The organism is Aquisalibacillus elongatus (genome assembly GCF_003843875.1).
Taxonomy (GTDB): domain Bacteria; phylum Bacillota; class Bacilli; order Bacillales; family Alkalibacillaceae; genus Aquisalibacillus; species Aquisalibacillus elongatus.
In genome coordinates this window covers 1-25,413 of record NZ_RKRF01000012.1, presented here as the reverse complement: position 1 = coordinate 25,413, position 25,413 = coordinate 1, and the positions used below count along the sequence as shown (strand labels likewise).

At 37.0% G+C, this 25,413-nt stretch carries 30 protein-coding genes; 19 read left to right on the top strand and 11 right to left on the bottom strand.

The annotated features are described in order from the left end of the window. The first annotated feature begins 12 nt into the window (after window positions 1-12). From EDC24_RS12335 to EDC24_RS12310, 6 genes are read left to right on the top strand one after another with little or no spacing between them, the layout of a single operon-like run. Window positions 13-1,218: a type II secretion system F family protein gene (locus EDC24_RS12335; RefSeq protein WP_124223074.1), complete on the top strand. Its 1,206-nt coding sequence runs from the start codon at window positions 13-15 to the stop codon at window positions 1,216-1,218. Between the two features lie 27 nt (window positions 1,219-1,245). After that, the gene (locus EDC24_RS12330) at window positions 1,246-1,689 is read left to right on the top strand and encodes a prepilin-type N-terminal cleavage/methylation domain-containing protein (protein ID WP_124223072.1); all 444 of its coding nucleotides are present in this window, start codon (window positions 1,246-1,248) and stop codon (window positions 1,687-1,689) included. A 23-nt stretch (window positions 1,690-1,712) separates the two neighbouring features. Beyond that, window positions 1,713-2,468 (top strand): prepilin peptidase, encoded by a 756-nt coding sequence (locus tag EDC24_RS12325; RefSeq protein ID WP_124223070.1) that lies wholly within the window; start codon window positions 1,713-1,715, stop codon window positions 2,466-2,468. Between the two features lie 10 nt (window positions 2,469-2,478). Further along, window positions 2,479-3,438, top strand: coding sequence for a type IV pilus biogenesis protein PilM (pilM, locus tag EDC24_RS12320; protein WP_124223068.1), 960 nt, complete (start codon window positions 2,479-2,481; stop codon window positions 3,436-3,438). Then, entirely contained in the window at window positions 3,439-3,981 is a 543-nt protein-coding gene (locus EDC24_RS12315) for a hypothetical protein (protein WP_124223066.1), read from the top strand. It abuts the gene before it with no gap. After that, entirely contained in the window at window positions 3,978-4,505 is a 528-nt protein-coding gene (locus EDC24_RS12310; protein ID WP_124223064.1) for a hypothetical protein, read from the top strand. Before EDC24_RS12315 ends, EDC24_RS12310 begins: the two co-directional genes overlap by 4 nt. 218 nt (window positions 4,506-4,723) lie before the next feature. Here EDC24_RS12310 and EDC24_RS12305 read toward each other — a convergent pair whose 3' ends face one another. The 3 genes from EDC24_RS12305 to EDC24_RS12295 are packed head-to-tail and all read right to left on the bottom strand — an operon-like array spanning window position 4,724 to window position 6,596. Next, window positions 4,724-5,494, bottom strand: a complete 771-nt coding sequence (locus EDC24_RS12305; protein ID WP_124223062.1) for an ABC transporter permease — start codon at window positions 5,492-5,494, stop codon at window positions 4,724-4,726. After that, a complete protein-coding gene (locus EDC24_RS12300; RefSeq protein ID WP_124223059.1) occupies window positions 5,494-6,402 on the bottom strand; it encodes an ABC transporter ATP-binding protein in 909 nt (302 codons plus the stop codon). Before EDC24_RS12300 ends, EDC24_RS12305 begins: the two co-directional genes overlap by 1 nt. 2 nt (window positions 6,403-6,404) lie before the next feature. Further along, window positions 6,405-6,596 carry a PLDc N-terminal domain-containing protein gene (locus EDC24_RS12295; protein WP_124223057.1) on the bottom strand — a complete coding sequence of 64 codons (192 nt, stop codon included), beginning with the start codon at window positions 6,594-6,596 and terminating at the stop codon, window positions 6,405-6,407. Between the two features lie 171 nt (window positions 6,597-6,767). Here EDC24_RS12295 and EDC24_RS12290 point away from each other — a divergent pair, with 171 nt between their 5' ends. Next, window positions 6,768-7,142 carry a hypothetical protein gene (locus tag EDC24_RS12290; protein WP_124223055.1) on the top strand — a complete coding sequence of 125 codons (375 nt, stop codon included), beginning with the start codon at window positions 6,768-6,770 and terminating at the stop codon, window positions 7,140-7,142. On the opposite strand, the gene EDC24_RS12285 is transcribed toward EDC24_RS12290, so the two are convergent. Continuing rightward, on the bottom strand, window positions 7,143-7,694 hold the full coding sequence (locus EDC24_RS12285; protein ID WP_124223053.1) for a GNAT family N-acetyltransferase: 552 nt from the start codon (window positions 7,692-7,694) through the stop codon (window positions 7,143-7,145). It lies immediately after the preceding gene. A gap of 222 nt (window positions 7,695-7,916) precedes the next feature. Then, complete coding sequence (locus EDC24_RS12280; protein ID WP_124223051.1) at window positions 7,917-8,822, bottom strand: TIGR01777 family oxidoreductase; 906 nt, start codon at window positions 8,820-8,822, stop codon at window positions 7,917-7,919. A gap of 69 nt (window positions 8,823-8,891) precedes the next feature. Between EDC24_RS12280 and recX the strand changes: the two genes are divergently transcribed. Next, window positions 8,892-9,704, top strand: coding sequence for a recombination regulator RecX (gene recX / locus EDC24_RS12275; RefSeq protein ID WP_124223049.1), 813 nt, complete (start codon window positions 8,892-8,894; stop codon window positions 9,702-9,704). Window positions 9,705-9,954: 250 nt separating this feature from the next. Here the strand turns inward: recX and EDC24_RS12270 are convergent, their stop codons facing one another. Further along, window positions 9,955-10,611 carry an SDR family NAD(P)-dependent oxidoreductase gene (locus EDC24_RS12270; RefSeq protein WP_124223047.1) on the bottom strand — a complete coding sequence of 219 codons (657 nt, stop codon included), beginning with the start codon at window positions 10,609-10,611 and terminating at the stop codon, window positions 9,955-9,957. 107 nt (window positions 10,612-10,718) lie between these two features. On the opposite strand from EDC24_RS12270, the gene EDC24_RS12265 reads away from it, so the two are divergent. Then, window positions 10,719-11,051: a YfhH family protein gene (locus tag EDC24_RS12265; protein WP_124223045.1), complete on the top strand. Its 333-nt coding sequence runs from the start codon at window positions 10,719-10,721 to the stop codon at window positions 11,049-11,051. A gap of 6 nt (window positions 11,052-11,057) precedes the next feature. Here EDC24_RS12265 and EDC24_RS12260 read toward each other — a convergent pair whose 3' ends face one another. Beyond that, a complete protein-coding gene (locus EDC24_RS12260) occupies window positions 11,058-12,035 on the bottom strand; it encodes a metal-dependent hydrolase (protein WP_124223043.1) in 978 nt (325 codons plus the stop codon). A 46-nt stretch (window positions 12,036-12,081) separates the two neighbouring features. On the opposite strand from EDC24_RS12260, the gene mutY reads away from it, so the two are divergent. From mutY to EDC24_RS12240, 4 genes are all read left to right on the top strand, one after another. Next, complete coding sequence (mutY, locus tag EDC24_RS12255) at window positions 12,082-13,167, top strand: A/G-specific adenine glycosylase (protein ID WP_124223041.1); 1,086 nt, start codon at window positions 12,082-12,084, stop codon at window positions 13,165-13,167. A gap of 147 nt (window positions 13,168-13,314) precedes the next feature. Continuing rightward, window positions 13,315-13,542 (top strand): gamma-type small acid-soluble spore protein, encoded by a 228-nt coding sequence (locus EDC24_RS12250; RefSeq protein WP_124223039.1) that lies wholly within the window; start codon window positions 13,315-13,317, stop codon window positions 13,540-13,542. Between the two features lie 135 nt (window positions 13,543-13,677). Then, entirely contained in the window at window positions 13,678-14,205 is a 528-nt protein-coding gene (gene ntdP / locus EDC24_RS12245) for a nucleoside tri-diphosphate phosphatase (RefSeq protein ID WP_124223037.1), read from the top strand. A gap of 102 nt (window positions 14,206-14,307) precedes the next feature. Further along, window positions 14,308-16,080: an ABC transporter ATP-binding protein gene (locus EDC24_RS12240; RefSeq protein WP_124223035.1), complete on the top strand. Its 1,773-nt coding sequence runs from the start codon at window positions 14,308-14,310 to the stop codon at window positions 16,078-16,080. A gap of 333 nt (window positions 16,081-16,413) precedes the next feature. Here the strand turns inward: EDC24_RS12240 and EDC24_RS12235 are convergent, their stop codons facing one another. From EDC24_RS12235 to EDC24_RS12225, 3 genes are all read right to left on the bottom strand, one after another. Continuing rightward, window positions 16,414-17,556 (bottom strand): alpha/beta hydrolase, encoded by a 1,143-nt coding sequence (locus tag EDC24_RS12235; RefSeq protein WP_124223033.1) that lies wholly within the window; start codon window positions 17,554-17,556, stop codon window positions 16,414-16,416. A gap of 14 nt (window positions 17,557-17,570) precedes the next feature. Next, window positions 17,571-18,608: an FUSC family protein gene (locus EDC24_RS12230; RefSeq protein WP_124223032.1), complete on the bottom strand. Its 1,038-nt coding sequence runs from the start codon at window positions 18,606-18,608 to the stop codon at window positions 17,571-17,573. A gap of 282 nt (window positions 18,609-18,890) precedes the next feature. Further along, a complete protein-coding gene (locus tag EDC24_RS12225) occupies window positions 18,891-20,180 on the bottom strand; it encodes a glutamate-1-semialdehyde 2,1-aminomutase (protein WP_124223030.1) in 1,290 nt (429 codons plus the stop codon). Between the two features lie 125 nt (window positions 20,181-20,305). Between EDC24_RS12225 and EDC24_RS12220 the strand changes: the two genes are divergently transcribed. The 5 genes from EDC24_RS12220 (at window position 20,306) to perR (ending at window position 23,334) form a co-directional block, all read left to right on the top strand. Beyond that, window positions 20,306-20,692: an ion channel gene (locus EDC24_RS12220; RefSeq protein ID WP_124223028.1), complete on the top strand. Its 387-nt coding sequence runs from the start codon at window positions 20,306-20,308 to the stop codon at window positions 20,690-20,692. Between the two features lie 62 nt (window positions 20,693-20,754). After that, window positions 20,755-21,225 (top strand): thioredoxin-dependent thiol peroxidase, encoded by a 471-nt coding sequence (gene bcp, locus EDC24_RS12215; RefSeq protein WP_124223026.1) that lies wholly within the window; start codon window positions 20,755-20,757, stop codon window positions 21,223-21,225. A 51-nt stretch (window positions 21,226-21,276) separates the two neighbouring features. Further along, on the top strand, window positions 21,277-22,227 hold the full coding sequence (locus EDC24_RS12210; RefSeq protein ID WP_124223024.1) for a D-2-hydroxyacid dehydrogenase: 951 nt from the start codon (window positions 21,277-21,279) through the stop codon (window positions 22,225-22,227). 1 nt (window position 22,228) lies between these two features. Continuing rightward, window positions 22,229-22,783, top strand: a complete 555-nt coding sequence (locus EDC24_RS12205) for a cob(I)yrinic acid a,c-diamide adenosyltransferase (protein ID WP_124223022.1) — start codon at window positions 22,229-22,231, stop codon at window positions 22,781-22,783. 101 nt (window positions 22,784-22,884) lie between these two features. Continuing rightward, on the top strand, window positions 22,885-23,334 hold the full coding sequence (gene perR, locus EDC24_RS12200) for a peroxide-responsive transcriptional repressor PerR (protein ID WP_124223020.1): 450 nt from the start codon (window positions 22,885-22,887) through the stop codon (window positions 23,332-23,334). A 99-nt stretch (window positions 23,335-23,433) separates the two neighbouring features. Here the strand turns inward: perR and EDC24_RS12195 are convergent, their stop codons facing one another. Next, on the bottom strand, window positions 23,434-23,820 hold the full coding sequence (locus EDC24_RS12195) for a YgzB family protein (RefSeq protein ID WP_124223018.1): 387 nt from the start codon (window positions 23,818-23,820) through the stop codon (window positions 23,434-23,436). Between the two features lie 181 nt (window positions 23,821-24,001). Between EDC24_RS12195 and EDC24_RS12190 the strand changes: the two genes are divergently transcribed. Beyond that, window positions 24,002-24,874, top strand: coding sequence for a nucleotidyltransferase-like protein (locus EDC24_RS12190; RefSeq protein WP_124223016.1), 873 nt, complete (start codon window positions 24,002-24,004; stop codon window positions 24,872-24,874). Window positions 24,875-25,413 lie beyond the last annotated feature (539 nt).

Below are 25,413 nucleotides of genomic sequence, written 5' to 3'. Positions count from 1 at the left end.
AGGTAAATTCGAATGGCTTCTTATAAATATGAAGCTTATGATTTTTATGGAACTGTCAAAAAAGGACGATTAGAAGCTTATAATGCCGACCAAGTTAAAAAGATGTTGAAAGATGAAGGATATAAGGTCGAAATTATAGAAGAAGTAAAAGATTCTATTTGGACGAAAGAATTCAGTATCGGTCGTCCGGTTAAGAATCGCGATATGGTCATTTTTCTTCAACAATTCTCTGCACTGCTTCAGGCCGGAATGACCATCGTAGATACAATTAGAATTTTAAGAGAACAGACTAAAAATAAAATACTAGACAAAGCGTTGTATTACGTCGAAGTCGATCTGAGACAAGGAACTTCTTTAGCCAATGCGATGGGAAAGTATGCTAAAGTTTTTCCAGTCATCTTAGTTAATATGATCCACAGTGCTGAAGTGAGTGGCACGTTAGAAGAGACTCTAGAAGATCTCGCACACTATTACGAAAAGCAACATAAAACACTACAAAAAGTAAGATCCAGCCTCGCTTATCCTATTACGGTCGTATTTGTAGCAATTGCAGTTGTCACTTTTTTATTAATGTATGTTGTACCACAGTTTGTCACGATGTTTAACCAATTCGGTGGCGAATTACCGTGGATTACACAGACAGTTCTTCAAATGAGTGAGTTGTTGAAGGCTCACTGGTTATTACTCTTATTAATAGTTGCCGCTTTGACGTTAGTATTCATTTCATTACTAAAGAACGATGACGTCAAATACAAAATTGATCATGTGTTGTTAAAGCTACCGGTTTTCGGACCGTTAATACTAAAAACAAACATAGCTAGAATGTCTCGAACCTTAAACTCACTATTAAAAAATGCCGTTCCGATTATCGATTCAATAGACTTAACAAGGGAAACGATTAAGAATCGTGTGGTTAATAGAGTCTTGCAGCAGTCTAAATCATCTTTAAAGCAAGGTGGTTCGTTCGTCAAACCAATGGAAGAACATTGGGCATTTCCGTTTCTCGTAACACAAATGATCTCGGTTGGAGAAAAGACCGGATCATTAGAAGATATGTTAAATCAGGTGGCAAATTTTTATGAGGAAGATGTCGAAACAACGGCAGATCAACTTAAGTCATTACTAGAGCCGTTATTAATTATCTCGTTATCAATCATCGTTGGAACAATCGTCTTAGCGATTGTCATTCCAATGTTTGATTTATATAGTCAAATATAATTTTTTATAAAAGGGGAGAGAGTTTATATGATGAAGAAGGTGCAAAACCTATTAAAGAAGCAGAAAGGTGTTACGCTCATTGAGCTACTAGCGGTTATTATTATTTTAGGAATCATTGCTTTAATTGCTGTTCCAGCCATTGCAGGAATTATTAGTGATTCGAAAGCAGATAGTATTAAATCATCAGCAATTAACTATATCAATGCAGCGGAGATGTATGAAGTGACGGAAGGTATTGATAGTGATGGGGTGACATTAGAAGAATTGCGTGATGAGGATTATGTTGATGATAATGAGGGTGTCGCTTGGAGTGATGGAGCTAAAGTTATTTTAGACTCAGGCGAGTACAAAATTGATGGTTCAGGTCAAATAGATCGAGTGCAAGTTGTTCTTGGAAATGCAACTATTAAGGATATTAACGATGTTGCTAATAATGTAACTGTTAACGATGATGTTGAACCAACTTCATAATTTATAAGAAGGATTGAACTAACGTGACCTTCATTTATCTATACATTGTAATACTCGGCCTAATCCTAGGCTCCTTCTATAACGTCGTCGGCATCAGGGTTCCGATGATACAATCCATCGTAAGTCCGCCGTCTCATTGTCCGAATTGTCAGCATCGGCTTCGGGCTTACGAGCTAATTCCTGTGGTTTCTTATATCATTCAAAGAGGCGCGTGTCGACATTGCCAAACGACTATTTCGCCGTTGTATCCTCTGTTTGAACTCATAACGGCGTTGTTATTTGTATTGTCGTTTCAGCAACTGGGCTTTCAGTGGGAGCTAATCGTTGCCTGGGTGTTTGTTAGTTTACTAGTTATTATTACGATTACGGATGTTCATTATCAGTTAATTCCTAATCGTATTTTATTATTTTTTGTAATTATTTTAATTCTGCTACGTACTTTCATCCAAACGGAGCCATGGTATGATGCCTTTTTAGGTGGTATTGTTGGTTTTACGTTATTACTGTTGATCGCACTTGTGAGTAAAGGTGGAATGGGTGGCGGTGACATTAAGTTATTTGGTGTCATTGGCCTTGTGTTAGGCCTTAGCGGAACGTTGATGACGTTATTTATTGCGGCATTATTAGGGTCTTTTGTCGGGCTCTTATTGATGGCTTTTGGCAAAGTTAAAAAAGGAGTTCCATTTGCCTTTGGTCCGTTTATTGCAGCAGCTGCCATTATTGTTTATTTTTTTCAAGAGTCAATTGTCGAATGGTATATTCAAACATTATTGTTGTGAGGGTGGTTAGATGAGTAAAGGAATTGTGAATCTCGAAATAAAAGATTATGTCATCCGCTTTACCGAAAGCCACCCTAAAAACCCTAGTCACGTTTTACGGATTGGGGAACATTTCATTCCAAGTGGCATCATAGATAGCGGTATTATTGAAAAACCAGATGAGTTTGTTAAGATCCTTAGAACTTGTGTTAAGAAATGGCGACTTAAACGTAAATCGGTTCGATTAACGTTGCCTGATGCATTAGTTATTATTCGCAAACAGTCTATCCCATCGAATGTTAATCGGGAAGATATTAATCGTTATGTGCAGTTTCAATTAGGCGAAACTATCCATTTGCCTTTTCAAAAGCCGTTGTTCGAAACGGTATGGCTTAATCAAAACGATGTTCAACAAGACATTAGTATTATTTCAACGTGTGAAAAGCTAGTTCAGCCAATCATTGACCAGCTTGAAGATCAAAAAATGAAAGTGGTAGCGGTGGATATATCTCCACTGAACTATTATCGTCTTTTTTACCATCGAGGGCTGATTAACGAAGAAGACCACACGCTGTTTATTCAGTATACCGCTAAAAATGTCGTTTTCAGTGCATTTGAACAACATGCGCCGATCTTTTTACAACAGATTCAGTTGAGTTCCACGGATGAGAACGTAACTTTTGGCGCTACGATGACTAAAAACGATTTTAATAGAGATGAAGTTTTCTTAGAGTTTGATGAGATTCGCACAGAAATTGAGCGGGTTGAGCGTTTTTATCAGTATTCGATGAACAATGGTCAACAAGCTTTTACGAAGATGGCGATTGTTGGGGATCATCCTTATTTAGGTGAGGTTGTTCAGAAACTGTCGGATCGGACGGACCTTGAAGTTGTAACGATTCCGAATGAGGATATGAGCGGTCCGAAAGGCATTGAAATGGAAGAAAAATATTATAACGTGTATGGATTAGCCATGAAGGATGGAAGTTAAATGTTAGTTGACATCAATTTAATGCCCAAAAAAGAAAAACGAAACTATAAGGCTTTATTTGTATATGTATCATTAACGTTGTTAACACTTCTTTTGATTGGGTCTAGTGCTTTATTATACTGGCTAAATCATCAAGATTTACAGCGAGTTGAAGGTGAGCTCAATCAACAGCAAGAGGTTAATCAAGCCATTATATCTGAATTTGAAGGCGATGCTGAACAACAACAAACAAGGGCTGTTCAAGAAATTTTAGAAGATTTGCAGGTGCATAATACATCTCTATCATCGGTACTAGAAAAGGCTTTAAATCATTTGCCGAGACAAGGTTCGCTTAATGCCTTTCAATATAATGATTCACACATCGATCTAACGATTCAGACGAATACGAATGAACAGGCGGTTGAATACTATCAGGCTTTGAGAGAATCAGAGTCATTTGAATCCGTGACAATCCATACGATTAATTTTGTAGAATCCGAGGATTATTTTACGACTAATTATACGGTTCAACTCCCAATAGCCGAGGAGGGAGATGAATCATGAAACTTTCGCAAAAGCAGGTCAAAATTTCGAGTCTATGGCTTGTCGTACTTGTGTTAAGTGCTGTAGCTTTATATTTTTTATTGTTAAAACCAATGAGTGATGAGCTAGAAAGCCAGGAGCAAGCTTTAAAGTTAGAGAAACAAAAACATGAAACATTAGCCGGAGAATTAGAAAAAAATGACCAAGCCTTATCAGTGGCAAGTGTTCATGAGCAAATTCCTTCATCATTAGAAGAGGATGAAATTATTCGACTAATAAATGGAGCGTCGGAGGGGTCAAATACAACTGTCAGTAGTTATCGTTATTTAGACCAAGGAACAACTAACGCTGCTGGAGAAGAGTTACAACAATTAAGAATGGAGATTAACGGTGAATCATCCAATTTAGATGAGCTTAATTCATTTATTGAATATTTAGAGTCACAAGATCGCTATTTTGATTTCAGTTCTTTGAATGTTCAAGTAAGAGCGGACTCGGTATCGTTTCAGACAGAGTTTAGGACGTTTGCTAAAGAATTTGAATAAATTAGGAGACCTCAGTTGATGAACTGAGGTTTTGTTTTAGGCTAAACACAAAAAAGAACGGCCTAATTGTTAATAGAAATCCTCTAAATGAAAGAAGAAAACCTTCAAACGATAGAAGAAAACGTTTAAATGTTAAAAGAAAACCGATAAACAATCATTAGAACACATGAAATGTAAAAAAGGAGCCACCAATTAAACATTGGCAGCTCCCTTTAGTATTAAACCGCGCGATTTTTTAAAGTTAAAATCGCGAATTGTAAGCATAAGTAAGTGAATAAAAGGGCAACCAGAGCTGAATACCATATTTCACTGACGAGTTCACCAGAGGCTAAATACACCTGAATATAATCAGACAATAGCGCAGGACTCCAAGTGAAAATATGGCCGTAAATACTCGTTAAGGCATTGAGCGCAATAATAAAGATTATCGATAAAAATGCAACAACACCAGGCGACTGAACCCAAGTATTAACCATCAGTACAATCCCGATGATTAATAAGAAATAACAACCATAAAAAGCGATGCTAGTGAGTAATGCTGTAAAAGCAATATCACCGAATAAAATCAACACGTAATACCAACCTGTGATTAATGCCAAGATAAGCGATAGTAAGATTAATAAGACCACGGATGCGAACTTGGCAGTAATATAATTTGAATATTTTACAGGTTTGGACATGATTAGTTCATACACGCCACTTTTCATCTCACCGGAAATGACTCCCATTGCGATGACAACGGTGATGAGCACACCTAATAGACTTAGCTCTCCAAAACTCATCATCATGGCTTCAACGGCTCCTGGCATCGGAATATCAATAATAGATCCTTCCGGCACACCACCAACAGCATCCATGATTTTAGGAAGGTAATAAGTCGTTAGAGGGTCCATAACGGCAAATATGATAAATACAATTGGAACCCAAACCCACTTAAAATTCCGCCAGTTTTCTAGAATTTCTTTTTTTAGAATGACAAACCATTGCATTATTTCTTCACCGCCTTCATAAATAAATCCTCAAGCGACGTCTTAGCGACTTCGAACTTTGTAAGCTGCCAGTTTTCTTGATAGACGACTTCTAATAATTGCTTTCTAGCCGTTTGTAGATCATGAACAGTAAGTAAATAATCCTTGTCAATTTGATTAACTTTAAAGACGGATTCAATCTCTTTTAAGCGATCTTCGATAAACTTAGGCTCTTCAGAAAATGCTAGTTTTAACGTTACGGTGTTTTGGACAGATTCGAGCTCATGCATACTACCTTGTTCAATAATATGGCCTTCGTTAAGTAACAAAATTTCATCACTGACTTCTTCAGCATCATTCAAAATATGTGTTGAAAATAAAATCGTAGCATCTTTTTTAAGTTCCCTCATAAGATTTAAAACTTCGCGCCGCCCAATGGGATCCAAAGCTGATGCTGGTTCATCTAGTATAATGAGTTTAGGTGCGTGGATTAATGCTTGTGCAATCCCGAGGCGTTGCTTCATCCCACCAGAATATTTTGAGATTTTTAATTTACGTACTTCTTTTAAATTAACTAACTCTAATAGTTCGTCCGCTCGTTTAATCGCTTCATCTTTTGACAGTTTTGCCAGTTGACCAACATAGATTAGAAACTCTTTACCAGTCATCCAATTATGAAAAACTGGAAACTGTGGCAAGTAGCCTACAAAATTTCTAAAGTCCTTTGTCAGACTGTCTTGATCAAACGCGATATCTCCGCTTGTCGGTTTAATAAATCCTGCTAGCATTCTTAACGTCGTCGTTTTCCCAGAGCCGTTGGGGCCGAGTAGGGCGACACATTTTCCGTGCTCTAATGAAAATGATACATCTTGAATCGCATTTACATTTTTATATGTCTTTGTTAAATGATTTGCATCAAGTAAAGCCAAATTTATGGCCTCCTTCCGATAATAAAATAAAGAATAGGTCCGATAATATTAATAAGGATGATAATCAAAGCCCACACCCATTTTGGACCATTAGTTTGTTGGATTCGGATTAAATCTATGATGGCAACGATTAATAGAATAGATTGTAAGATTATTAAAGGTAGCAACATGAGAAGTAACTGTTGGTCTATCATTTATTATGACCACCTTTCTATTAAATATACTTAAGTGATTTAAGTTGCTATTGAAATTTTTGGAATAGTTTATTAGTATTAGGATAATATTCCTAAACGCATAACCTACTACTATTATAATCTAATAAATAGTTATTGGCATCCTGATTTTAATGACTTGGAGGTTTTTTTATGACCCGCGATTTATTGCTTATACACCATGACACCATTGAATCAAAGATTGTTTACAAAATTTTAAATATGGTGCTTCGTTATCGATCAACCTTTATAAAGAAAGATTATTATGAAGAAAATAAAGTACAAATGTACGAATATAGAAATGAAATTATTGCGATATCCTTTGATCCTGAGTTAAAAGACGAAATCATTGAACTACAAAAAGCTTTAAACGAATCCGGATTATATTCTCAGTATTACTATCAAGTAAACGGAGTTTATGAGATTTTAGAACAACTCCAGATTGTCCTGCAAAAAAATAAAGCCCCAGAGGCTGAAGAACTCCACCCCTTAGGCTTGGATGCTATTATCAATTCGAGTCAATATTAATTATGCTTCCATTTCATCTTCAAAAGTACTTGATGTTTCGTATAAATGAAATGAAAACGCATCTTTATAAATAGCGAATAATTCATAATGGTTAGGACCTTGATTTATTTGTTGGTAAATAGCCGGGTAGTGATCGTTGGCGTTTACGGCGTACCCGATCTTTTTCATCGCATGAAGTGATCTTGCGTTTCGTTTGTTTACTTTCAAAAACACGACTTCGATATCCTTTTCTATAAACAATTCTCGTAAAAATAAATCTTTGGCGTATTGATTATAGCCTTTACCAAAGTATGTCTGGCCGAGCCAAGTGGCCAGAAAACCTTTCTTCTCTTGAATATCATACAGCGTGATTGCTCCAATCGGCGTATCCCACTCATCTAAAATAGTTCTTGATATTAATTCGCCACTTTCTTCTTGTATTTGCATTTTGTTAAGGAAAAAGTAGTACTCTTCGATCGTGTCAGCTTTTTCGCGTACATATGGTTTGACCGCATCATGGTTGAGTAACGGGAATAAAACTGAGGCATCGTGTAATTCTCTTTTTTTAAGCATAAAAAACACCCTCCTAAATGAGGGTGTTGTCGTAAGTTCTGGCGCGCAGTTGGTGAACGACCACCCTCGAATTTTTATCAATTGCTCACAAAAATTCGGGGTGGGAATCGAACCCACTAGAACCGCTTGACACAAGCGGTGGCGCACCATTTGCCTTCCCTGTATTTCTAAAGAAATCATACAATATTTTTAGTCATTTGGAAATAGGTTTTTGACCTATTTTTAGGAGTAAATATTTTCTAAAGTTTCCTTGAGTGTCGGATGTTTAAACGAATAACCACTTTGATCTAATTTTTCTGGATAAACGTACTGGCCTTTCAGTATTAATATACTCATTTCACCTAAAATCGTGCGAATGGCAAAAGATGGAGCAGGAAGCCAGTGTGGTTTTTTAAAAACTGAGCTAAGCGTGCGGCCGAAGTCTTGATTACGTTTCGGGTGCGGTGCTGTGAGGTTAACAGGACCAGCTATTTTCTCATGGTGGATGATATAATCGATCGCACCAACTACATCGTCAATATGAATCCAGGACATCCACTGCTTGCCATTACCTAAACGACCGCCTGCCATTAAGCGATAAGGAAGCGCGATTTTCGGCAGAGCGCCTTCTTGACGATCTAAAATAAGTCCGAAGCGGGTAAAGACGGTTCGAATGCCTAATTCTTCAGCTTCTTGAGCTTCCGTTTCCCAGACAGAACATACTTCAGCTAAAAAGTCATGCCCTGGTTCAATCGTATCTTCTGTAAAAACTTGTTCTTCTGATGTACCATAAAACCCAATGGCTGATGCGTTTACGAAGACCTTAGGTTTTTGGGGTAATGCTCCCATAATTCGAATGAATTCTCTTGTGGTCATCATACGACTTTCTAGAATCTGTTGTTTTTTGACATTGGTCCATCGACCACTGTTAAGCGATGTACCTGATAGGTTTATACAGACATCTATTTCGTCGAGTTCCGTTTCTGGCTGACTGTGAGGACTTAACCATTCGATGTAGGACACTTGCTCTTGGTAGTCTTGCGCGTGTGGATTGCGAGTAAGAATGTAGATCTCATGTCCTTGTTCTTTAAAAAATTGCGTTAAACGACTTCCGACAAAACCTGTGCCACCAGCTATTAAAATTCTCACGTAGCAACCCTCCTTAGTTATATACTATAATAATAGATAACAAACATCACTACATAGGAGTTATTTTTTATGATAATTAGTAAAATAACCACTCAAAAAAAGAATAAAAGTAGATACAATATCTTTCAGAACGTTAACGGAAAAGATGAATACGTCTTTAGCCTGCATGAAGATTTATTAATACGACATTACATAAGAAAAGGGATGGAGCTCTCAGATGAGCAAATTCAGGATATCAAGAAAGAGGACGCGATTTACCAATACTATACCCTTTCGATTAATTATTTAAGCTACCGAATGCGTGCAAAATCAGAAATTGCCCAATATTTAAAGAAAAAAGAAGCAACAGAAGAAGCGATTGAGATTGTACTTAAGAAACTGGAGGAAGAGCGGTTAGTTAATGATCTGCAGTTCAGCAAAGCCTATGTTCGAACAAAAATGAACACTTCCAATAAAGGTCCGAACAAAATTAAGCAGGAGCTCATCATGAAGCAAATTCCTGAAGTCTATATAGAGGAAGCTTTAGCAGAGTATACTGCCGAAAAAGAAGTAGAGAAAATCATTAAACAAATGGAAAAGAAATTATCAGGTAATCGGAAAAAATCTTTTCAACAACAGCTAATGCAGATGAAACAATCGTTAATGCAAAAAGGGTTTACCCATGGCGCGATCGAAACCGCGGCGCAAGAAGTGGACCTATCAGTTGATGAGGACGAAGAGATGGACGCCTTGAGGTATCAAGGCGAGAAATTGTGGAATAAACATGCTAGAAAACATGAAGGGTTTCAACTGAAACAAAAAGTATTAGGCTCACTTTATCAAAAAGGGTTTCAGATGGATTTGATTCAGAGGTTTATTGATGAAAAAGAAGAAGAGTTATGATGAGTTAATACCACTCATTAAAAAGTGGGGTCGAGATAGAAGATAAATATCGAATGCAAAGACGAACGTTAAGAATAAATTCAGCGTAGTCAAAAAGCGTAGACTCCTTTGGGAAGTTGAGGCCGTGCCCAAGGAAAGCGGAGCTTTTTGACGGAGCGTATAAGAAACTCCGTACTATGATTTAAAATGCCTAATCATGGTACGGAGTTATATTAAATATGGTCTTTTATTCCAGCTACACGTATTGATTTTATTCTAAAATAATCTCATCTCTACCGTCATCTTGTGCGACAATTTGTTCTGCGATCGTATCAGGTGTTGGTAGGACATTTGGGTCTGATACATAGTCACTTCCGTCCCAGAATGGGGTGTTCATACCGCCCATATATACAGCAGTAATCGAGATGTCACGGTCTTGGTATTCTTTTTGCAAGCTTTCTGTAAAGCCTCTTTGGGCAAATTTGCTAGCGCAATATCCTGCCTCATGTACTTTCCCGCGTAATCCAGCTGTTGAGACAATATTTAATATACGACCTTTTGATTGTATAATATGAGGCATAAAATGCTTCGTCATATAAATTAAGCCAGCTCCATTAACGTTTAGCATCGTATCAATCTGGTCTTTTTCAAGTTCTTCAAATGCACCGAAGAATCCGATTCCTGCATTATTAATTAAAATATCTACTTCACTAATTGTTTCAGCTAATTGATTTAACTCATCCCAATTCGTAATATCGCAAGCATGGATGTCTGCTTTTCCACCAAGGTCAGCTATTTTTTTCGCTGTATCTTGAAGTTTTTCTTCTCTACGTCCAACTAATAGAATCTGATTGCCTTGTTTAGCATATTCCAATGCTAAGGCCTGACCTAATCCAGTACCTGCTCCAGTAATTAAAACGTTTTTCATAAGTTTAGCCTCCAATATAACGATGTTTGTCTATGATGTTCATGCGTTTCTAATTGTAAAGGACTTTGATATACTTAAAAAGTCAAAAGTTTGAAAGGTGGTACATCATGCAACGTCGATATAGTGATTATACAATCGAGCAATTACGTCAAGAGGTTGCCGATTTAACGGAAAAAGCACGAAAAGCTGAACAAATGGGCATGGTTAATGAGTATGCCGTACATCAACGAAAAATCGTGATGGCCAAATCATATATGTTAAACCCAGAAGATTTCGATAGTGGACAAGTTTATGAAATCGATGGGGCACCAGGTGAGTATTTTTCCATTGAATATAAAAAAGGTGTATTTGCTTGGGGCACCCGCAAAAATAAACAAGGCGACATCCTTACTCAAGAAGAAGCCCTTCCAATCGCTTTACTCGCAAAGCAAGTTGAGTAAAAGCCATTAGTTTAAGGGCTCTAATTTTTTTTGCAGTTTATCTTCTGAATAAACCCATCCTGTATATGACGTAATGATATTATAAAATCGATCCATTGCGACGACAGCAACGAATGGATAACGATCCTTTGCGCGATAGCGTAAATCGATGAAGCGGATTTCAATGTAATCATCAAACCGCTCAATTTCATATCGATATACGGGCGAAAAGTTGATAAACGAACGCACATTTTTATCCTGTAAAGCTGCGTTCATCTCAGCAGAATCAGGAAGTTTTTTTCGGTCAAATTTATCTTGAATACGGATGTGCCCATTTTCAGACCTTGCCACATAGAAGTGGTCTTTTGTCACAACAGCAATCCGCCAAATGTTATGACGAATGGTAGGCTGGGTTACGACTTTTTCCACATCTGGTAAATAATCTTGAATTTGATTGACCATTTCGCGTTTGTCCATATAGCGTTTGATGTAGTATAAAAATACGACAAAAAACACGATCCCAAATGTATAGCGCGGATCAGCTCCTAAGGTCCAAGCATAAATGCCTGCTATATAAAGCGTGAAAATCAGAGGATCAAATGTATTAATGAACCCAATGGCAATCCATTTATCTTTAAAAGGTTTTAATGCCTGAGTGCCATAAGCATTAAAGATATCAACGAACACGTGTAAAAAGACAGCAAATAAGATCCATAGCCAAAGATGTAAATAACTTACATCCATATAAAATAAGTAGATGGAACCCGAGACGAGTAAACTCCACATTAAAACAGCAATCGGGGAATGAGAGGCACCTCGATGGTGTCTTATATAGGTTGCATTATCTTTGAGTTTAAACAATGTATCAAAATCAGGAGCATGGGAGCCGACAATTGCACCGATTAATACCGCTTGAAATAAAGATGGGTCTTGTTGAACAGCTGGGTCAATGGTGGCTAAACCACCCACCGCAACGCCCATGGTAATATGGGTAGCAGTATCCAAGTTATGCTCCTCCTTTTTTAATTTTTCGTAAGTTAGGTGATATAAGATGAGTTCTAACTTTTCAATACCCGTTCTGTTTAATATTCATGCATTCCAACGGGATTTAATATTATGGTATTCCGAACAGAAACGAACTTTACCATGGCGAGCGAACCAGGATCCATATCGTGTATGGGTTTCTGAAATTATGCTTCAACAAACACAGGTCGACACAGTTATTCCTTATTTTAATCAATTTATGACTCGTTATCCTACCGTTTATGATTTAGCAAAAGCAGATGAACAAGATGTTCTAAAATCTTGGGAAGGGTTAGGCTATTATTCCAGAGCAAGGAATTTGCATACTGCTGTAAAAGAAGTTGTCGAGGAATATAACGGGGAGGTTCCAAGTGATAAAAAAGAATTAAAAAAACTAAAAGGGATTGGGCCTTATACGTTAGGCGCCATCTTAAGTATCGCATTTGACCAAGCTGAGCCTGCTGTTGACGGCAATGTCATGCGTGTGATCTCACGCGTGCTACATATTGAAGAGGATATCGCCAAACCTAAGACGAAAACGTTATTTGAAGATGTTATTCGAGAAATTATATCTCAAGAGGATCCATCCTCGTTTAACCAAGGCCTAATGGAGTTAGGTGCTTTAATTTGTACGCCTAAAAAGCCCAAATGCGACCAGTGCCCAGTCCAAGAGCACTGCCTTGCTTATGAGTATGGAAACCAAGAAGATTTACCGATCAAATCTAAAAGTAAAAAACAAAAAACCGAGAACTTTCATGTATTAGTTTTAACTAATTCTAAAGGCGAGTATTTAATTGAAAAACGCCCTAGTGACGGATTGCTTGCGAACTTATGGCAATTTCCATTATTACCTAAACAAGATGCCGAACAACTTCCCGAAAATTTCCAAAACCATTATGGAGCAGAAATTGCTTTAGAAGGAAAAGGTGAGAGTGTTAAGCATGTATTCTCCCATGTGATTTGGGAAGTGGAAGTTCTATTTGGAAAAGTTGGTGATGATTTGCAAACCGGGAAGTTTGTCACAGCACAAGAGTTAAAAAATTACCCTTTTCCAAATGTCCAGCATAAAGTGATGGAGCAATTAAAGGATAGATCATCCATTTTAGGGAATTGAATGAGTGAAATCGGGAATAGGACAAATGTTTTCGAGAATAGGTGAGCCCTGTTCGAGAATTGAGATTGTTTTTCTGATAATATTTTTAGTTTTCTTAGGATAAATTCGCACATATTGGTTAATCTAATCAGTGCGGAGGTGATATTGATGGCTAAAAATAAAAACCAACAACAAAAGCCAAATGCAACTGCTGCAGGTAGTAACGTTCAAAAAGTTCAACAGCAAAATCAAGCAGCTGAACAAGGTCAGTATGGTAATGAGTTTGCTTCAGAGACTAACGCTCAAGAAGTAAAACGCCGTAATCAGCAATCTCAACAAAAGAAAAATCAACAAAATCAAAATCAAAACCAAAATCAAAACCAACAAAACCAATAACACCCAGGTCCAAAAGGTTAAGAAGCACTCCTTTCAATAGGAGTGCTTCTTTCTTGTCATTAAGTTGTAATAATCGAACAATAGATGCTATTATGTTAAAATAACGTTACTAACAAGTCATAAGGAGCATCCGTAATGGTTCCAAAAGTCGGAGAAAGGATCGAAGTACACAGCTATAAGCACGATGGGAACATTCATCGTATTTGGGAAGAAATTATGGTACTAAAAAGCCAATCGAATCTCATCATTGGAGCCAATGATCGTGTGTTGGTAAATGAAAGTGATGGTCGCATATGGCGAACTAGAGAACCAGCGATTACTTATTTTACAGCAAATTATTGGTTTAATATTATTTGCATGATTAGAACGGATGGCATTTATTATTATTGTAATATTAGTTCACCATTTGTTTATGATGAAGAGGCTTTAAAGTACATTGACTATGATTTAGATATTAAAGTGTTTCCGGATATGACTTATATCATTTTAGATGAAGATGAATTTGAAGAGCATCAAAAGCAAATGCAGTACCCAGATGTTTTGAAAAAAATTCTTTATAAGCAATTACATACTTTGGAGCGTTGGATTCAACAACGAAAAGGTCCGTTTTCACCAGAGTTCGTTGATAAATGGTATGAACATTATCTTACGTTTCCTTCCTGATACCTGTTGGGTTCAACAGGTTTTATTTTTTGAATATCACTGGAAGTAAATTGATTTTTAAATGGGTACAATATAGTCAAGCATGGAAGACAGGTGAAAGTTTTGGATAGCATCAAACGATACTTGCAATTTGTAAAACCATATAAATGGAAGATTGTCTTAACAATCTTAGTCGGTGTGTTAAAATTTGGTATTCCTTTAATGTTGCCATTAATATATCGTTATGTCATTGATGATATTGTAGATACAGATTTGGCTTATGACGAACAAATCAGCAAATTGTTATGGATTATGGGTTTATCATTCTTTGTGTTTTTAGTTTTAAGACCACCAATTGAGTATTTTAGACAATACTTAGCTCAAGAGGTTAGTAGCAAAATTCTTTATGATTTGCGTGATCATTTATTTGATCATATCCAAAAACTGAGTCTTAAGTTTTATTCAAAGACGAAATCTGGCGAAATTATTTCCCGGGTGATACATGATGTCGAACAAACGAAGACATTTGTCGTAACAGGTCTAATGAATATTTGGTTGGATATGTTCACCATTTTAATAGCAGTTGGCATTATGCTTTATTTGGATCCGTTATTAACGTTGATTTCTGTATTACTGTTTCCAATTTACGGGTTTTCGGTTAAATATTTTTACTCAAGGTTACGTGATTTAACTCGTAAACGATCACAGGCACTTGCAGAAGTTCAAGGGCATTTACACGAACGAGTACAGGGTGTTCCCGTGACAAGAGGGTTTGCCTTAGAGGATCATGAGCAGGAACATTTCAATAAACGCAATTATAATTATTTAGATCGTGCGTTAAAATTTACGTCTTGGAACGCGAAATCCTATGCAGTCACTCATACGATTACAGATTTAGCACCTTTATTAGTTGTAGCCTTTGGTGCGTACTTTGCAATAGGTGGCAATGTCACGCTAGGTACGCTAGTAGCCTTCATCGGTTTTATGGACCGTGTATATCAACCGTTGCGCAGATTGATCAACTCAATGACACAGCTAACACAATCTCACGCATCGATGGACCGTGTGTTTGAGTTTCTAGACGAAGAGTATGATATTGTAGATGATCCAAATGCTAAAGAGCTTAAATCGGTACACGGTGATGTCGAATTTGAAAATGTGTCTTTCCGATATGATGATGAAGATGAAATTGTCTTAAAGGATATAAATTTAAGTATCAAAAAAGGGGAGACAGTCGCACTCGTTGGTATGAGTGGTGGCGGAAAATCTACTTTAGTCAGTTTAATTCCGCGCTTTTATGACGTAACAAGCGGAAAGTTAAAAATCGATGGTTATGATATAAGAGATTACAAAGCTCGTTCATTAAGGGACAAAATTGGAATGGTTCTGCAAGATAATATCTTGTTCAGTGATTCGGTAGCATCAAATATTCGAATCGGTAATCCTGGTGCAACTGATGAAGAAGTAGTCAAAGCGGCTAAAGCAGCAAATGCTCATGACTTTATTATGGAACTACCGGGAGGTTATGAAACCGAAGTTGGCGAACGAGGCGTTAAACTTTCTGGTGGTCAAAAGCAGCGTGTTGCTATTGCTAGGGTATTCTTGAAAAACACACCGCTATTAATCTTTGACGAAGCAACGTCCGCGCTGGACTTAGAAAGTGAACACTTGATTCAAGAAGCCTTGGAAAAACTCGCTCATAATCGAACGACGTTTATCGTTGCTCACCGATTATCGACGATTACACATGCTGACCGGATTGTGCTTATGAATGACGGTATGGTTATGGAACAAGGTGCACATGATGAGCTCATGAGAAAGAAAGGATATTATTATGATCTATTCCAAGTGCAAGAATTAAATACAGAGAAGGATGCAAAGAATACACTAAATTAATTACTTGATTTAAAGATATAATTAATAAGAAACTCCGTACTATGATAAAGTGTTTTAAATCATGTACGGAGTTTCTTATACGCTCCGTCAAAAAGCTCCGCTTTCCTTGGGCACGGCTTCAACTTCCCAAAACTCACTGCCGTGAGTTAAACTATGGATGTTCGGCTAAGTTCGCAACGTCCTGTTGCAACGCCGAACTGACCCACATCCTGTGGCCCCTCAGCTCGTGCTGTTCCCAAAGGAGTCTACGCATTTTGACTACGCTTATTAATGCTTCAATCTATTGTTTGTTTTTTGCTCTTAATACTTACTTTCTGTCTCACTCACTTTTCATTAACGCTTCTCGATAAATTCACTTATGTGTTCCCAAGCTTCTTTTCCTTCGGGTATAGAAGGATGGTTAATATAAAAGTTGTGGAACATTCCAGGGAAGATTTTGAGCTCAGCTTCTTTAGCTTTTTGTTCAATAATTTCACTATCACTCAGTAGTAACTCTTCACTTCCTGTTTGGATCAGAATAGGTGGAAAGCCTTCGTAATCTCCGTAAGCAGGAGAAAGATAAGGGTCCGTTAAATCATGCTCTCCAGCATAAGTAATTGGGATTGGATATTGTGGCGCGTCTTCAATAGAAGGAGAGCCAAATATAGCATCATCCTTGATTTTAGTTTTATAACTCTCACCTTCAGCTGATAAGTCTGACCATGGTGAAGCTAATACTAATGACTTTGGGAGTGGTTGATTAGTGTCTCTTAACTTAAGTGTCATAGCTAACGCCAAACCACCACCTGATGAATCACCTGCAATGATAATATCATCATGCTGATATCCTTGAGCTAGTAACCATTGATAACCTTCAATTGCATCTTTTAGAGCAGCGGGGTGTTCATACTCTGGCGCCGTACGATAATCAATAGAAAAAACATCAGCGTTGTCATATGCCTTAGAGTATTTTATGGCTATTTCATTATATCGCTTAGTAAACTGCTTAATATAGGCTCCGCCATGAATTTGATATATAACGTGGTTTGATTCTTGATTCGTATTGGATAATAAATAGCCATTCGTTTCAGTTAGTTGTATTAATTCATTTTGATAGTTTTCTGGTGGTGTCCAATCGTTTATATCGTAAGGTTGAGATTTGAATTTTCGTCGTTCATCTAGCCATTTTTGTTGCGTAAAATTAATTAATTTAACGGTCTCATTGATATAGTGCCCTTGGAATGAAACAGCTAAGTTGGGTCTTCCATAGACTAAAGAAAGACCTGTTACCAAAAGAACTATTACCCAGACTATGATGTACTGTTTGGTCGCTAATTGTTTGCGACTAATCAGGATGATAATTATTAATATCCCGACTATTATATAAGATAACCAGCGATGATCTAGAATCATCATTAAAACTAAGGTTGGTGTAAATACAGCAAATAATATGGTGTAAAACAAAATGGTTTTTAATTGGCTTGGCAATGGATTCACCGTGCCCTTCTGTTCTACTCTTTACTTTGATAACTAACTAATAATTTTTTAAGGTGAATTAGCTCATTATGATACTCTAACAAATTAGAAGCTAGTGGCAGGAACGTCATTCGGTCACTCTCCTCATCATCATAGACTTCCATTAGTTGGTCAACTAACTCAGGGATTGCTGGTTCTATGATTTTTTCTAATGGATCCGTTTCTTTCTTTCGAATTCGCCCTAAATACATAAGCGTCAGTTTTTCATGAGTGTGTAAGGTTTTATCGACTTCTTCTATAATCTTTTTGTTAATATCACCTTTGAAATGTTCAATTTCATAGTCCATTCGGTGTAAGTTTTGTAAAACGATAAAAGCTTTTTTGGTTGTATGAATTAATTGTCTAAATAACACAAGTTTACGTGCGCGTGCATAAGCACGTTTTCTTGAGTAAATTCGCTCCTCAGAAAAAAGTAAGTATGTTTGATCCAATCTCGTAACATCTTCTTGAATTCTTTGGATTTCTTTTTTAAGAGCAGGCTGGTCTGATAAATGCCTTGTTGTCACACGAATCCACTGCAAGATATCATTAGTCGTGCGATTAATATTTTCGAAAAGACGTGTCTCATACTTAGGTGGTAAAAAAGCTAAGTTAACCACAAAGGCTGAAGCAATCCCAATAAATATGGAAGAGAAACGAATGCCAGCAAACTCCATGAAAGGCATATCCGTTGCTTCCATAATGGCAATAACAGCAATGATCGCAATGAATGTCGTATCTTCTTTCATCTTAAGTAATGAACAAATGCCAATAACAAGTATAATAGCTAAACCAATGATAAACGGATCATTGCCAATGGTTAAGACAAAAATAATCGCTAACGTCGCACCAATAATATTGGCTTGAACCTGCTCAACCATTGTTTGAACCGAACGATAGATTGAAGGTTGAATGGATGAGACGGCAGCGATCGCGGCTGCGAACACCCCTGATTTAAAATCAAACATTCCTGCAAAATACAGCGCAATCACAGTTGCTAATCCAGTTTTTAATGCTCTAGCTCCAATTTTCATATAAGCCCTTCTTTCACAATTAAGAAAATCATAAGTACATTATTATATTAATACCATTCTTTAGAAATAGAAAAACATATTATTAACAATTTATGAATAAAAAAATAGCCTTTGCCATAGATGCAAAGGCTATACCTGGAAAAACCAGAAAGGAAGGGAGTTTCATAACATGAATTCCTTGATAAGGGGTAATCCATTAAATCTGAATTAATTATATTCTACACAAATATTTTGAAAATTACAACTACTTTTTAATTATTTTTTTAATAGAAACGCTAAAAATTATTTCATGTTGGAAAAGGCTTGATCAACGGCTTCTAATGTTTTGTCGATATCTTCATCCGTATGAGCAATTGTTAAAAACCATGCTTCATACTTAGATGGAGCTAGGTTAATCCCTTGGTCCAACATGAGTTTAAAGAAACGAGCAAACATTTCACCGTCTGTATTTTCTGCTTGTTCATAGTTTGTGATTTCTTCATCTGTAAAATAAAGTGTTAGTGCTCCTTTAAGACGATTAATGGAAACGGATATACCGTGTTTCTCGGCAAGTTTTAACATGCCATGTTCTAATTTCTCTCCTAAGTGATTTAACTTCTCATACACACCGTCTTCTTTTAAAACTTCTAAACAAGCAATACCAGCAGCCATTGAAGCAGGGTTTCCTGACATCGTCCCCGCTTGATAAGCAGGACCTAGTGGTGCGACTTGTTCCATAATATCGACGAGACCACCGTAAGCACCGATCGGCAGGCCTCCACCGATAATTTTGCCCATGGCAGTCATATCCGCTGTGATACCCGTAAGCTCCTGAGCACTTCCATAATGGAAACGAAAAGCTGTAATGACTTCATCAAAGATTAACAAACTGCCATTCTGATGAGTAAGCTCTTTAACTTTTTCTAAAAAGCCTGGCTTTGGCTCAACAATCCCAAAGTTACCGACGATTGGTTCCACCAATACAGCTGCAATATCATCGCCGTATTGATCTAAAGCTTCATCTAGTGCACTTGCATCATTAAAAGGTACAGTAATAACCTCTTTTGCGATACTAGATGGAACACCTGCTGAATCGGGCGTTCCTAACGTAGATGGCCCTGATCCTGCTGCAACTAATACGGGGTCTGAATGCCCGTGGTAACAACCTGCAAACTTAATAACCTTCGTACGGTTCGTATATGCACGAGCCACACGGATTGTGGTCATGACGGCTTCAGTACCAGAGTTAACAAAACGAACTTTTTCAAGTGATGGAATAGCATCTTTTAACATTTTCGCAAATTTATTCTCAAGTTTTGTTGGTGTTCCGTATAAGACACCGTTTTGAGCTGCATTTGTAATTGCATCTGTAATATGAGGGTGAGCGTGTCCGGTAATAATTGGACCATACGCTCCAAGATAGTCTATGTATTTGTTGCCATCGACATCCCAAAAGTAAGCGCCTTGGCCTTTTTCCATGAAAACGGGCGTTCCACCGCCGACACCTTTAAAAGCACGAGATGGGGAGTTGACACCGCCCACTATATGTTCCTCTGCTTCTTGATATAACTTCTCAGATGTTTCACGGTTCATATAAATACCTCCATTAAGTTCGAATCCATTCTATATTTTATCATAGTCGCTTTTGGTATTTTTACATGTTAAGGACAAGTCTGTCATAAAAATTAATGAAGCGATAATAGAAAATTGGTGATCGAATGGAATATATAGAAATTATGATTGTCATTTTAATTGTGTTTATTAGTGTATTAGTGTATTTAAAAAGTAATCGGAGGACACGCGGGGCCTTTTCGTCCGAGTTGTTTGCGGCTTTTTTAATTATTTATTTTATCCTAATGCTCGGGTTTTCAATAATCTACTTCTTGATGTCGGAAATAGGTTTTACGGTTCTGTCTGATATGTCTTTACAGTATGGAACAGCTGTTGATCGTTTTTTAAGATCGTTTTATTTTAGTGGCGTGACGCTAATGACCGTCGGGTATGGTGATATCTACCCAATTGGCGTCGCACGTTTTGTATCGCTTGTTGAAGCAGCGGTGGGCTATTTACTACCGGCAGCCTTTTTATATAAACTGATAAAATAATTTGTCAATAAGGCCATTCTTCGATAATCTAAAAGTAAGAGATGAAAAAGGAGGAATGAGTCATGACAGTAGAAGTAGGAAAACAAGCGCCTGATTTCACTTTACTTGCGAGTAATGGTGAAAAGGTTAGTTTATCAGACTTTAAAGGAAAGCACGTTGTATTGTACTTTTATCCGAAAGATATGACGCCTGGTTGTACGACTGAGGCTTGTGATTTTAGGGATCATCATGAGAGTTTTGAAGAGTTAGATGCGGTTATTCTAGGTGTAAGTCCTGACCCTGTTGATCGTCATGAGAAGTTTATTGATAAGCATGATTTACCGTTTTTACTATTAGCGGATGAAGATCATCAAGTAGCGGAAGATTATGATGTATGGAAGTTTAAGAAGAACTTCGGTAAAGAATACTATGGTATTGAGCGTTCGACTTTTATTATTGATAAAGATGGTCAGCTAGTCAAAGAATGGCGAAAAGTTAAAGTTCAGGACCACGTTGAAGAAGCTCTAAACTATATTAAAGAAAACTTACAATAAACCAAAGGCCATGGTCATCCATGGCCCGTTTTATAAGAAGAGGTGTCCAATATGTATGTACTCGTCACAGCAAAAATGAAAACTTATTTACGTGAGCGTTTGACGGAAAACTTTCCGAACGTTACGTTTGATTTTAAATCACCAATTTCGGAAGCAGAAGATGTTTTACCGAAGGCGAATATTATTCTTACATATGGTGAAGACCTAACGAATGAACATATTAAAAAGGCAAAGAACTTAAAGTGGATCATGGTAGCATCAGCTGGGTTGGATGAAATGCCGTTTGAACAGATTATTGAAAAAGATATTTTAGTTACTAATTCACGTGGTATACACACGATTCAAATGTCCGAATATGTTATAGGGATGCTTCTCCAAGTCTATCGTAACTTGCCGACGTTCCTTGAAAATCAACGTCAACATAAATGGGAGCCGAGAGTTAAAATAGAAGAAATCTCAAATAGAACGATGATCATCACAGGTACTGGAGCGATTGGTCAAGAGACCGCCCGTAAAGCAAAGGCATTTGATATGAAAACGATTGGAATATCGAAAAGTGGTAAGCACAAAGAGCACTTCGATGAATGTTATACAACGGATGAGCTAAAGAAACAATTACCTAATGCTGACTTTGTGATTAATGTATTACCAGCAACAGATGATACAAATCAGCTGTTTAAAGCAGAGCATTTTGAGGCGATGAGAGAAGATGCGATTTTCCTTAATATGGGGCGTGGAACAACGGTTGATGAACAAGCTATGATTAACGCACTACAAGAAGGAAAAATTCGTCATGCGGTTTTAGATGTTTTTGAAGAAGAGCCGCTAGATGAAAACAGCCCATTGTGGGATTTAGAAAATTGCACGATGACGCCGCATAACTCAGCGGTTACCGAAAATTATGTGCCACGTGCATTAGATATTTTCGAGAAGAACTTAGAGCAATTTTTAAACGAAGAAGCACCAGAAGTAAACGTTATTGATCCTAAAAGGGGGTATTAGAATGCGAATATATACACGATCCGGAGATAAAGGCCAGACATCATTGATTTACGGAAAACGAGTTGCCAAAAATGATATTCGTGTTGAGGCTTATGGAACATGTGATGAAGCCAACTCAACAATTGGGGTTGCTCGTAGTCAGCTCGTCAATGAAGAATGGGAAGGAAAAGAATCGGTTATTAATGCTTTACATAAGGTTCAAACCGTCCTGTTTCATGTAGGTGCTGAGCTAGCGACTCCACCTGATAAAGAAGTTATGTGGAAAATAAAGAAGGACCATATTGAGTTTTTAGAGAATCAAATAGATGAATGGGATCAGTCATTAGAAGAACTGAAAAACTTCATCCTTCCATCCGGTCATCCAGCCGCGGCATCATTACATGTTGCTCGTACGATTGTACGTCGCGCTGAGCGGATGGCTATCGCAATTGAAGACTTTGATAATGAGTTAGTCTTGCAGTATTTGAATCGTTTATCCGATTTCCTATTTGTGGCCGCTCGATACGTAAATCAAGGACTAGGTGGAGAGGAATTACCATTAAATACCGATGTATAAATCGAGTAAAACAACCATATAAATTGACAAACTAGGAAGTGAGGAATTAAACTAATTATAAGAATTCTTATTTAATAATTTTCTAGTTGAAAGAGAGGTGCATGACGGTGTCAGAACAAAGATTACAAGAAGCTTTATCTCAATTAAAACAGTCAGGTGTTCGTATTACGCCTCAACGTCATGCAGTGCTTGAGTATCTTATGCAAACGATGGAACATCCAACCGCAGATGATATCTACAAAGCACTTGAAAGTAAATTCCCGAACATGAGTGTCGCAACCGTTTATAATAACCTAAGAGTTTTTCAAGAAATCGGCTTAGTAAGAGAGTTAACATATGGTGACTCATCTAGCCGTTTTGATTGCAATACAACTAAGCACTATCACATTATTTGTGACTCATGTGGGAAAATCGTGGATTTCCACTACCCTACATTAGATGAAGTGGAACAACTGGCAGAACAAGTCACAGGCTTCGATGTCACCCATCACCGCATGGAGGTTTATGGAAAATGCGAAGACTGCCAGGCAAGCCTACAAACAAGTCATTAATTAAGTATTTAATCTAAGCAGTTCTGTTAAGGGATATTCCTTAATTGAGCTGCTTTTTTATAGTTCAATCATAAAAAAACTCCCAAACGGTTGGGAGTTTTAGTCGTTCATTTGCTCATTTTTCTCTTCTTCTTTTTGATACTTTTTAGAGTTATATTTCTCATCGAATTCTTCGCCTTCTAAGTTCGGGTCCATCGTCAGTGGTTGCTTACAAAACATACAAGCATCTACACGACCTAGCATTTTAGTATTTTTCCCACATTCTGGACAAATAACCTGCACCGCCCGGGTTGATAACATTCCGATCCAGAAGTAGATAACAGTGCTTAATATAATCGCGATCAAACCTAAGAACATAAAAGTGACCATAACCCATTCATATTCTTTAAATAAAAGGCCGATATACATAATAATCATACCTGCGAATACTAACGATAATGCAACGGTACGTATTTTATTAATCTTGTTACTATATTTCAGTTTCATCAAGGTGCCTCCCTTGTCAATTCAAATAGATATGTTTAAAGTATTATAGGTTGCATATTTATGCCATCTTTATCTTAAGAAGTATAACATAAATTTAATAGAGATGTATGTGAATAAAAAGGGAAAATTGAGATATGTGTAGAATTTAATTATTTGAGGAATGGTTAGGGAGGATTTGGTGATGGAAAACGTATTACGTCCGATATATCAAGAAAAAGCAAGCCAGCCTAACACGTTAGGTGTCTTAATTTATGAAAAACACCAAGACCAAAGTCCAGTTACAGATAATTTTGATGTCATCCTATTAATTGTATCTCGCAATTCGGATGATGAATGGTTTGTTAAACATTATGAATTCGAAAATAAAACAGCCGCTATGCATATTGTAGATGAAGACTTATTAAACGAGTGGATTCGAACAAGTGGTTACCGAAAAGTCATCGATTGGTTAATTAATGGCAAAATTGTATTTGACCGAAATGAATACTTATCTAACTTAAAGGAGAAATTAAGAGAATTTCCTGAGCATAATCGAAAGCTTAAAAAAGCGATCGAGTTTGCTAAGTTAATAAGAGCCTATCGAGAATGTAAGGACTTGTTTCACTCGAAGCATTATTTAGATGCCAATAGTTTAATGATTAGATCTCTTCATTATTTGGCCAGAGTAACAGTGCTCGAAAAAGGGTTCCATCCTGAAATAACCGTTTGGAATCAAGTAAAAAGGATAGACCCTGAAGTTTATAAGCTCTATGAAGAGTTAATGGAAAGTAACGAGCCAACAGATAAAAGAATATCATTAATGTTACTGGCTAGCGATTTTGCAATCCACTCTAGAGCAGAACAAGGTGCTGAACATTTATTAGACATAATGAAAGAAAAAGATGAACCATGGTCATTTAGTGAACTTAAGGTACATCCAGAAACACAACATTATACATTAGACCTTTCAATTTTACTCGAGTACTTGGTTGAACGTAAGATTATCGATATCGAGTTAGTCGAAACGAAGGGTAAAAATATCTACCATAGAAAATACACCGTTAAGGAAGATTAATTATGGATATTATTACCGTACCGATTCGTATTGACGGTACGGTATTTTAAATACTATAGTTAATTCTGTCGCAACAAACGAACCAGTTTTCGTATGCGAATGACAAAAACTGCTCATAATAAGGAACGCTATATAATCATTTTTCATATGGTGAATAGTGGTTTTGAAAAAAGTGAATTTGTTATTGACTTGATTAAAAGCTACATGCTATATTATTACTTGTCGCGAAAAAAAGAGATTCATTCTCAGAGCGCGACCCAAACGCTAAAAACCATTGAAATTGATACTTGTCAGTTAGTTGATTTCGTGGTAAATTAATAAATGTCGCATTAAGATGTGACTTAAAAACAACCGACAAAAGTTGTTGACATTAAGTGAAGAACTTGTTATTCTATTAAAGTCGCTTTTTTGAGGCGGCAACACATCTCATTAAAACAATTAAAAAAGTTGTTGACGCATTAATTTGCGAGATGTTATGATTCATAAGTCGCTTTTTGAGCGGCGCCATTCGAACCTTGAAAACTAAACAAAATAGCCTG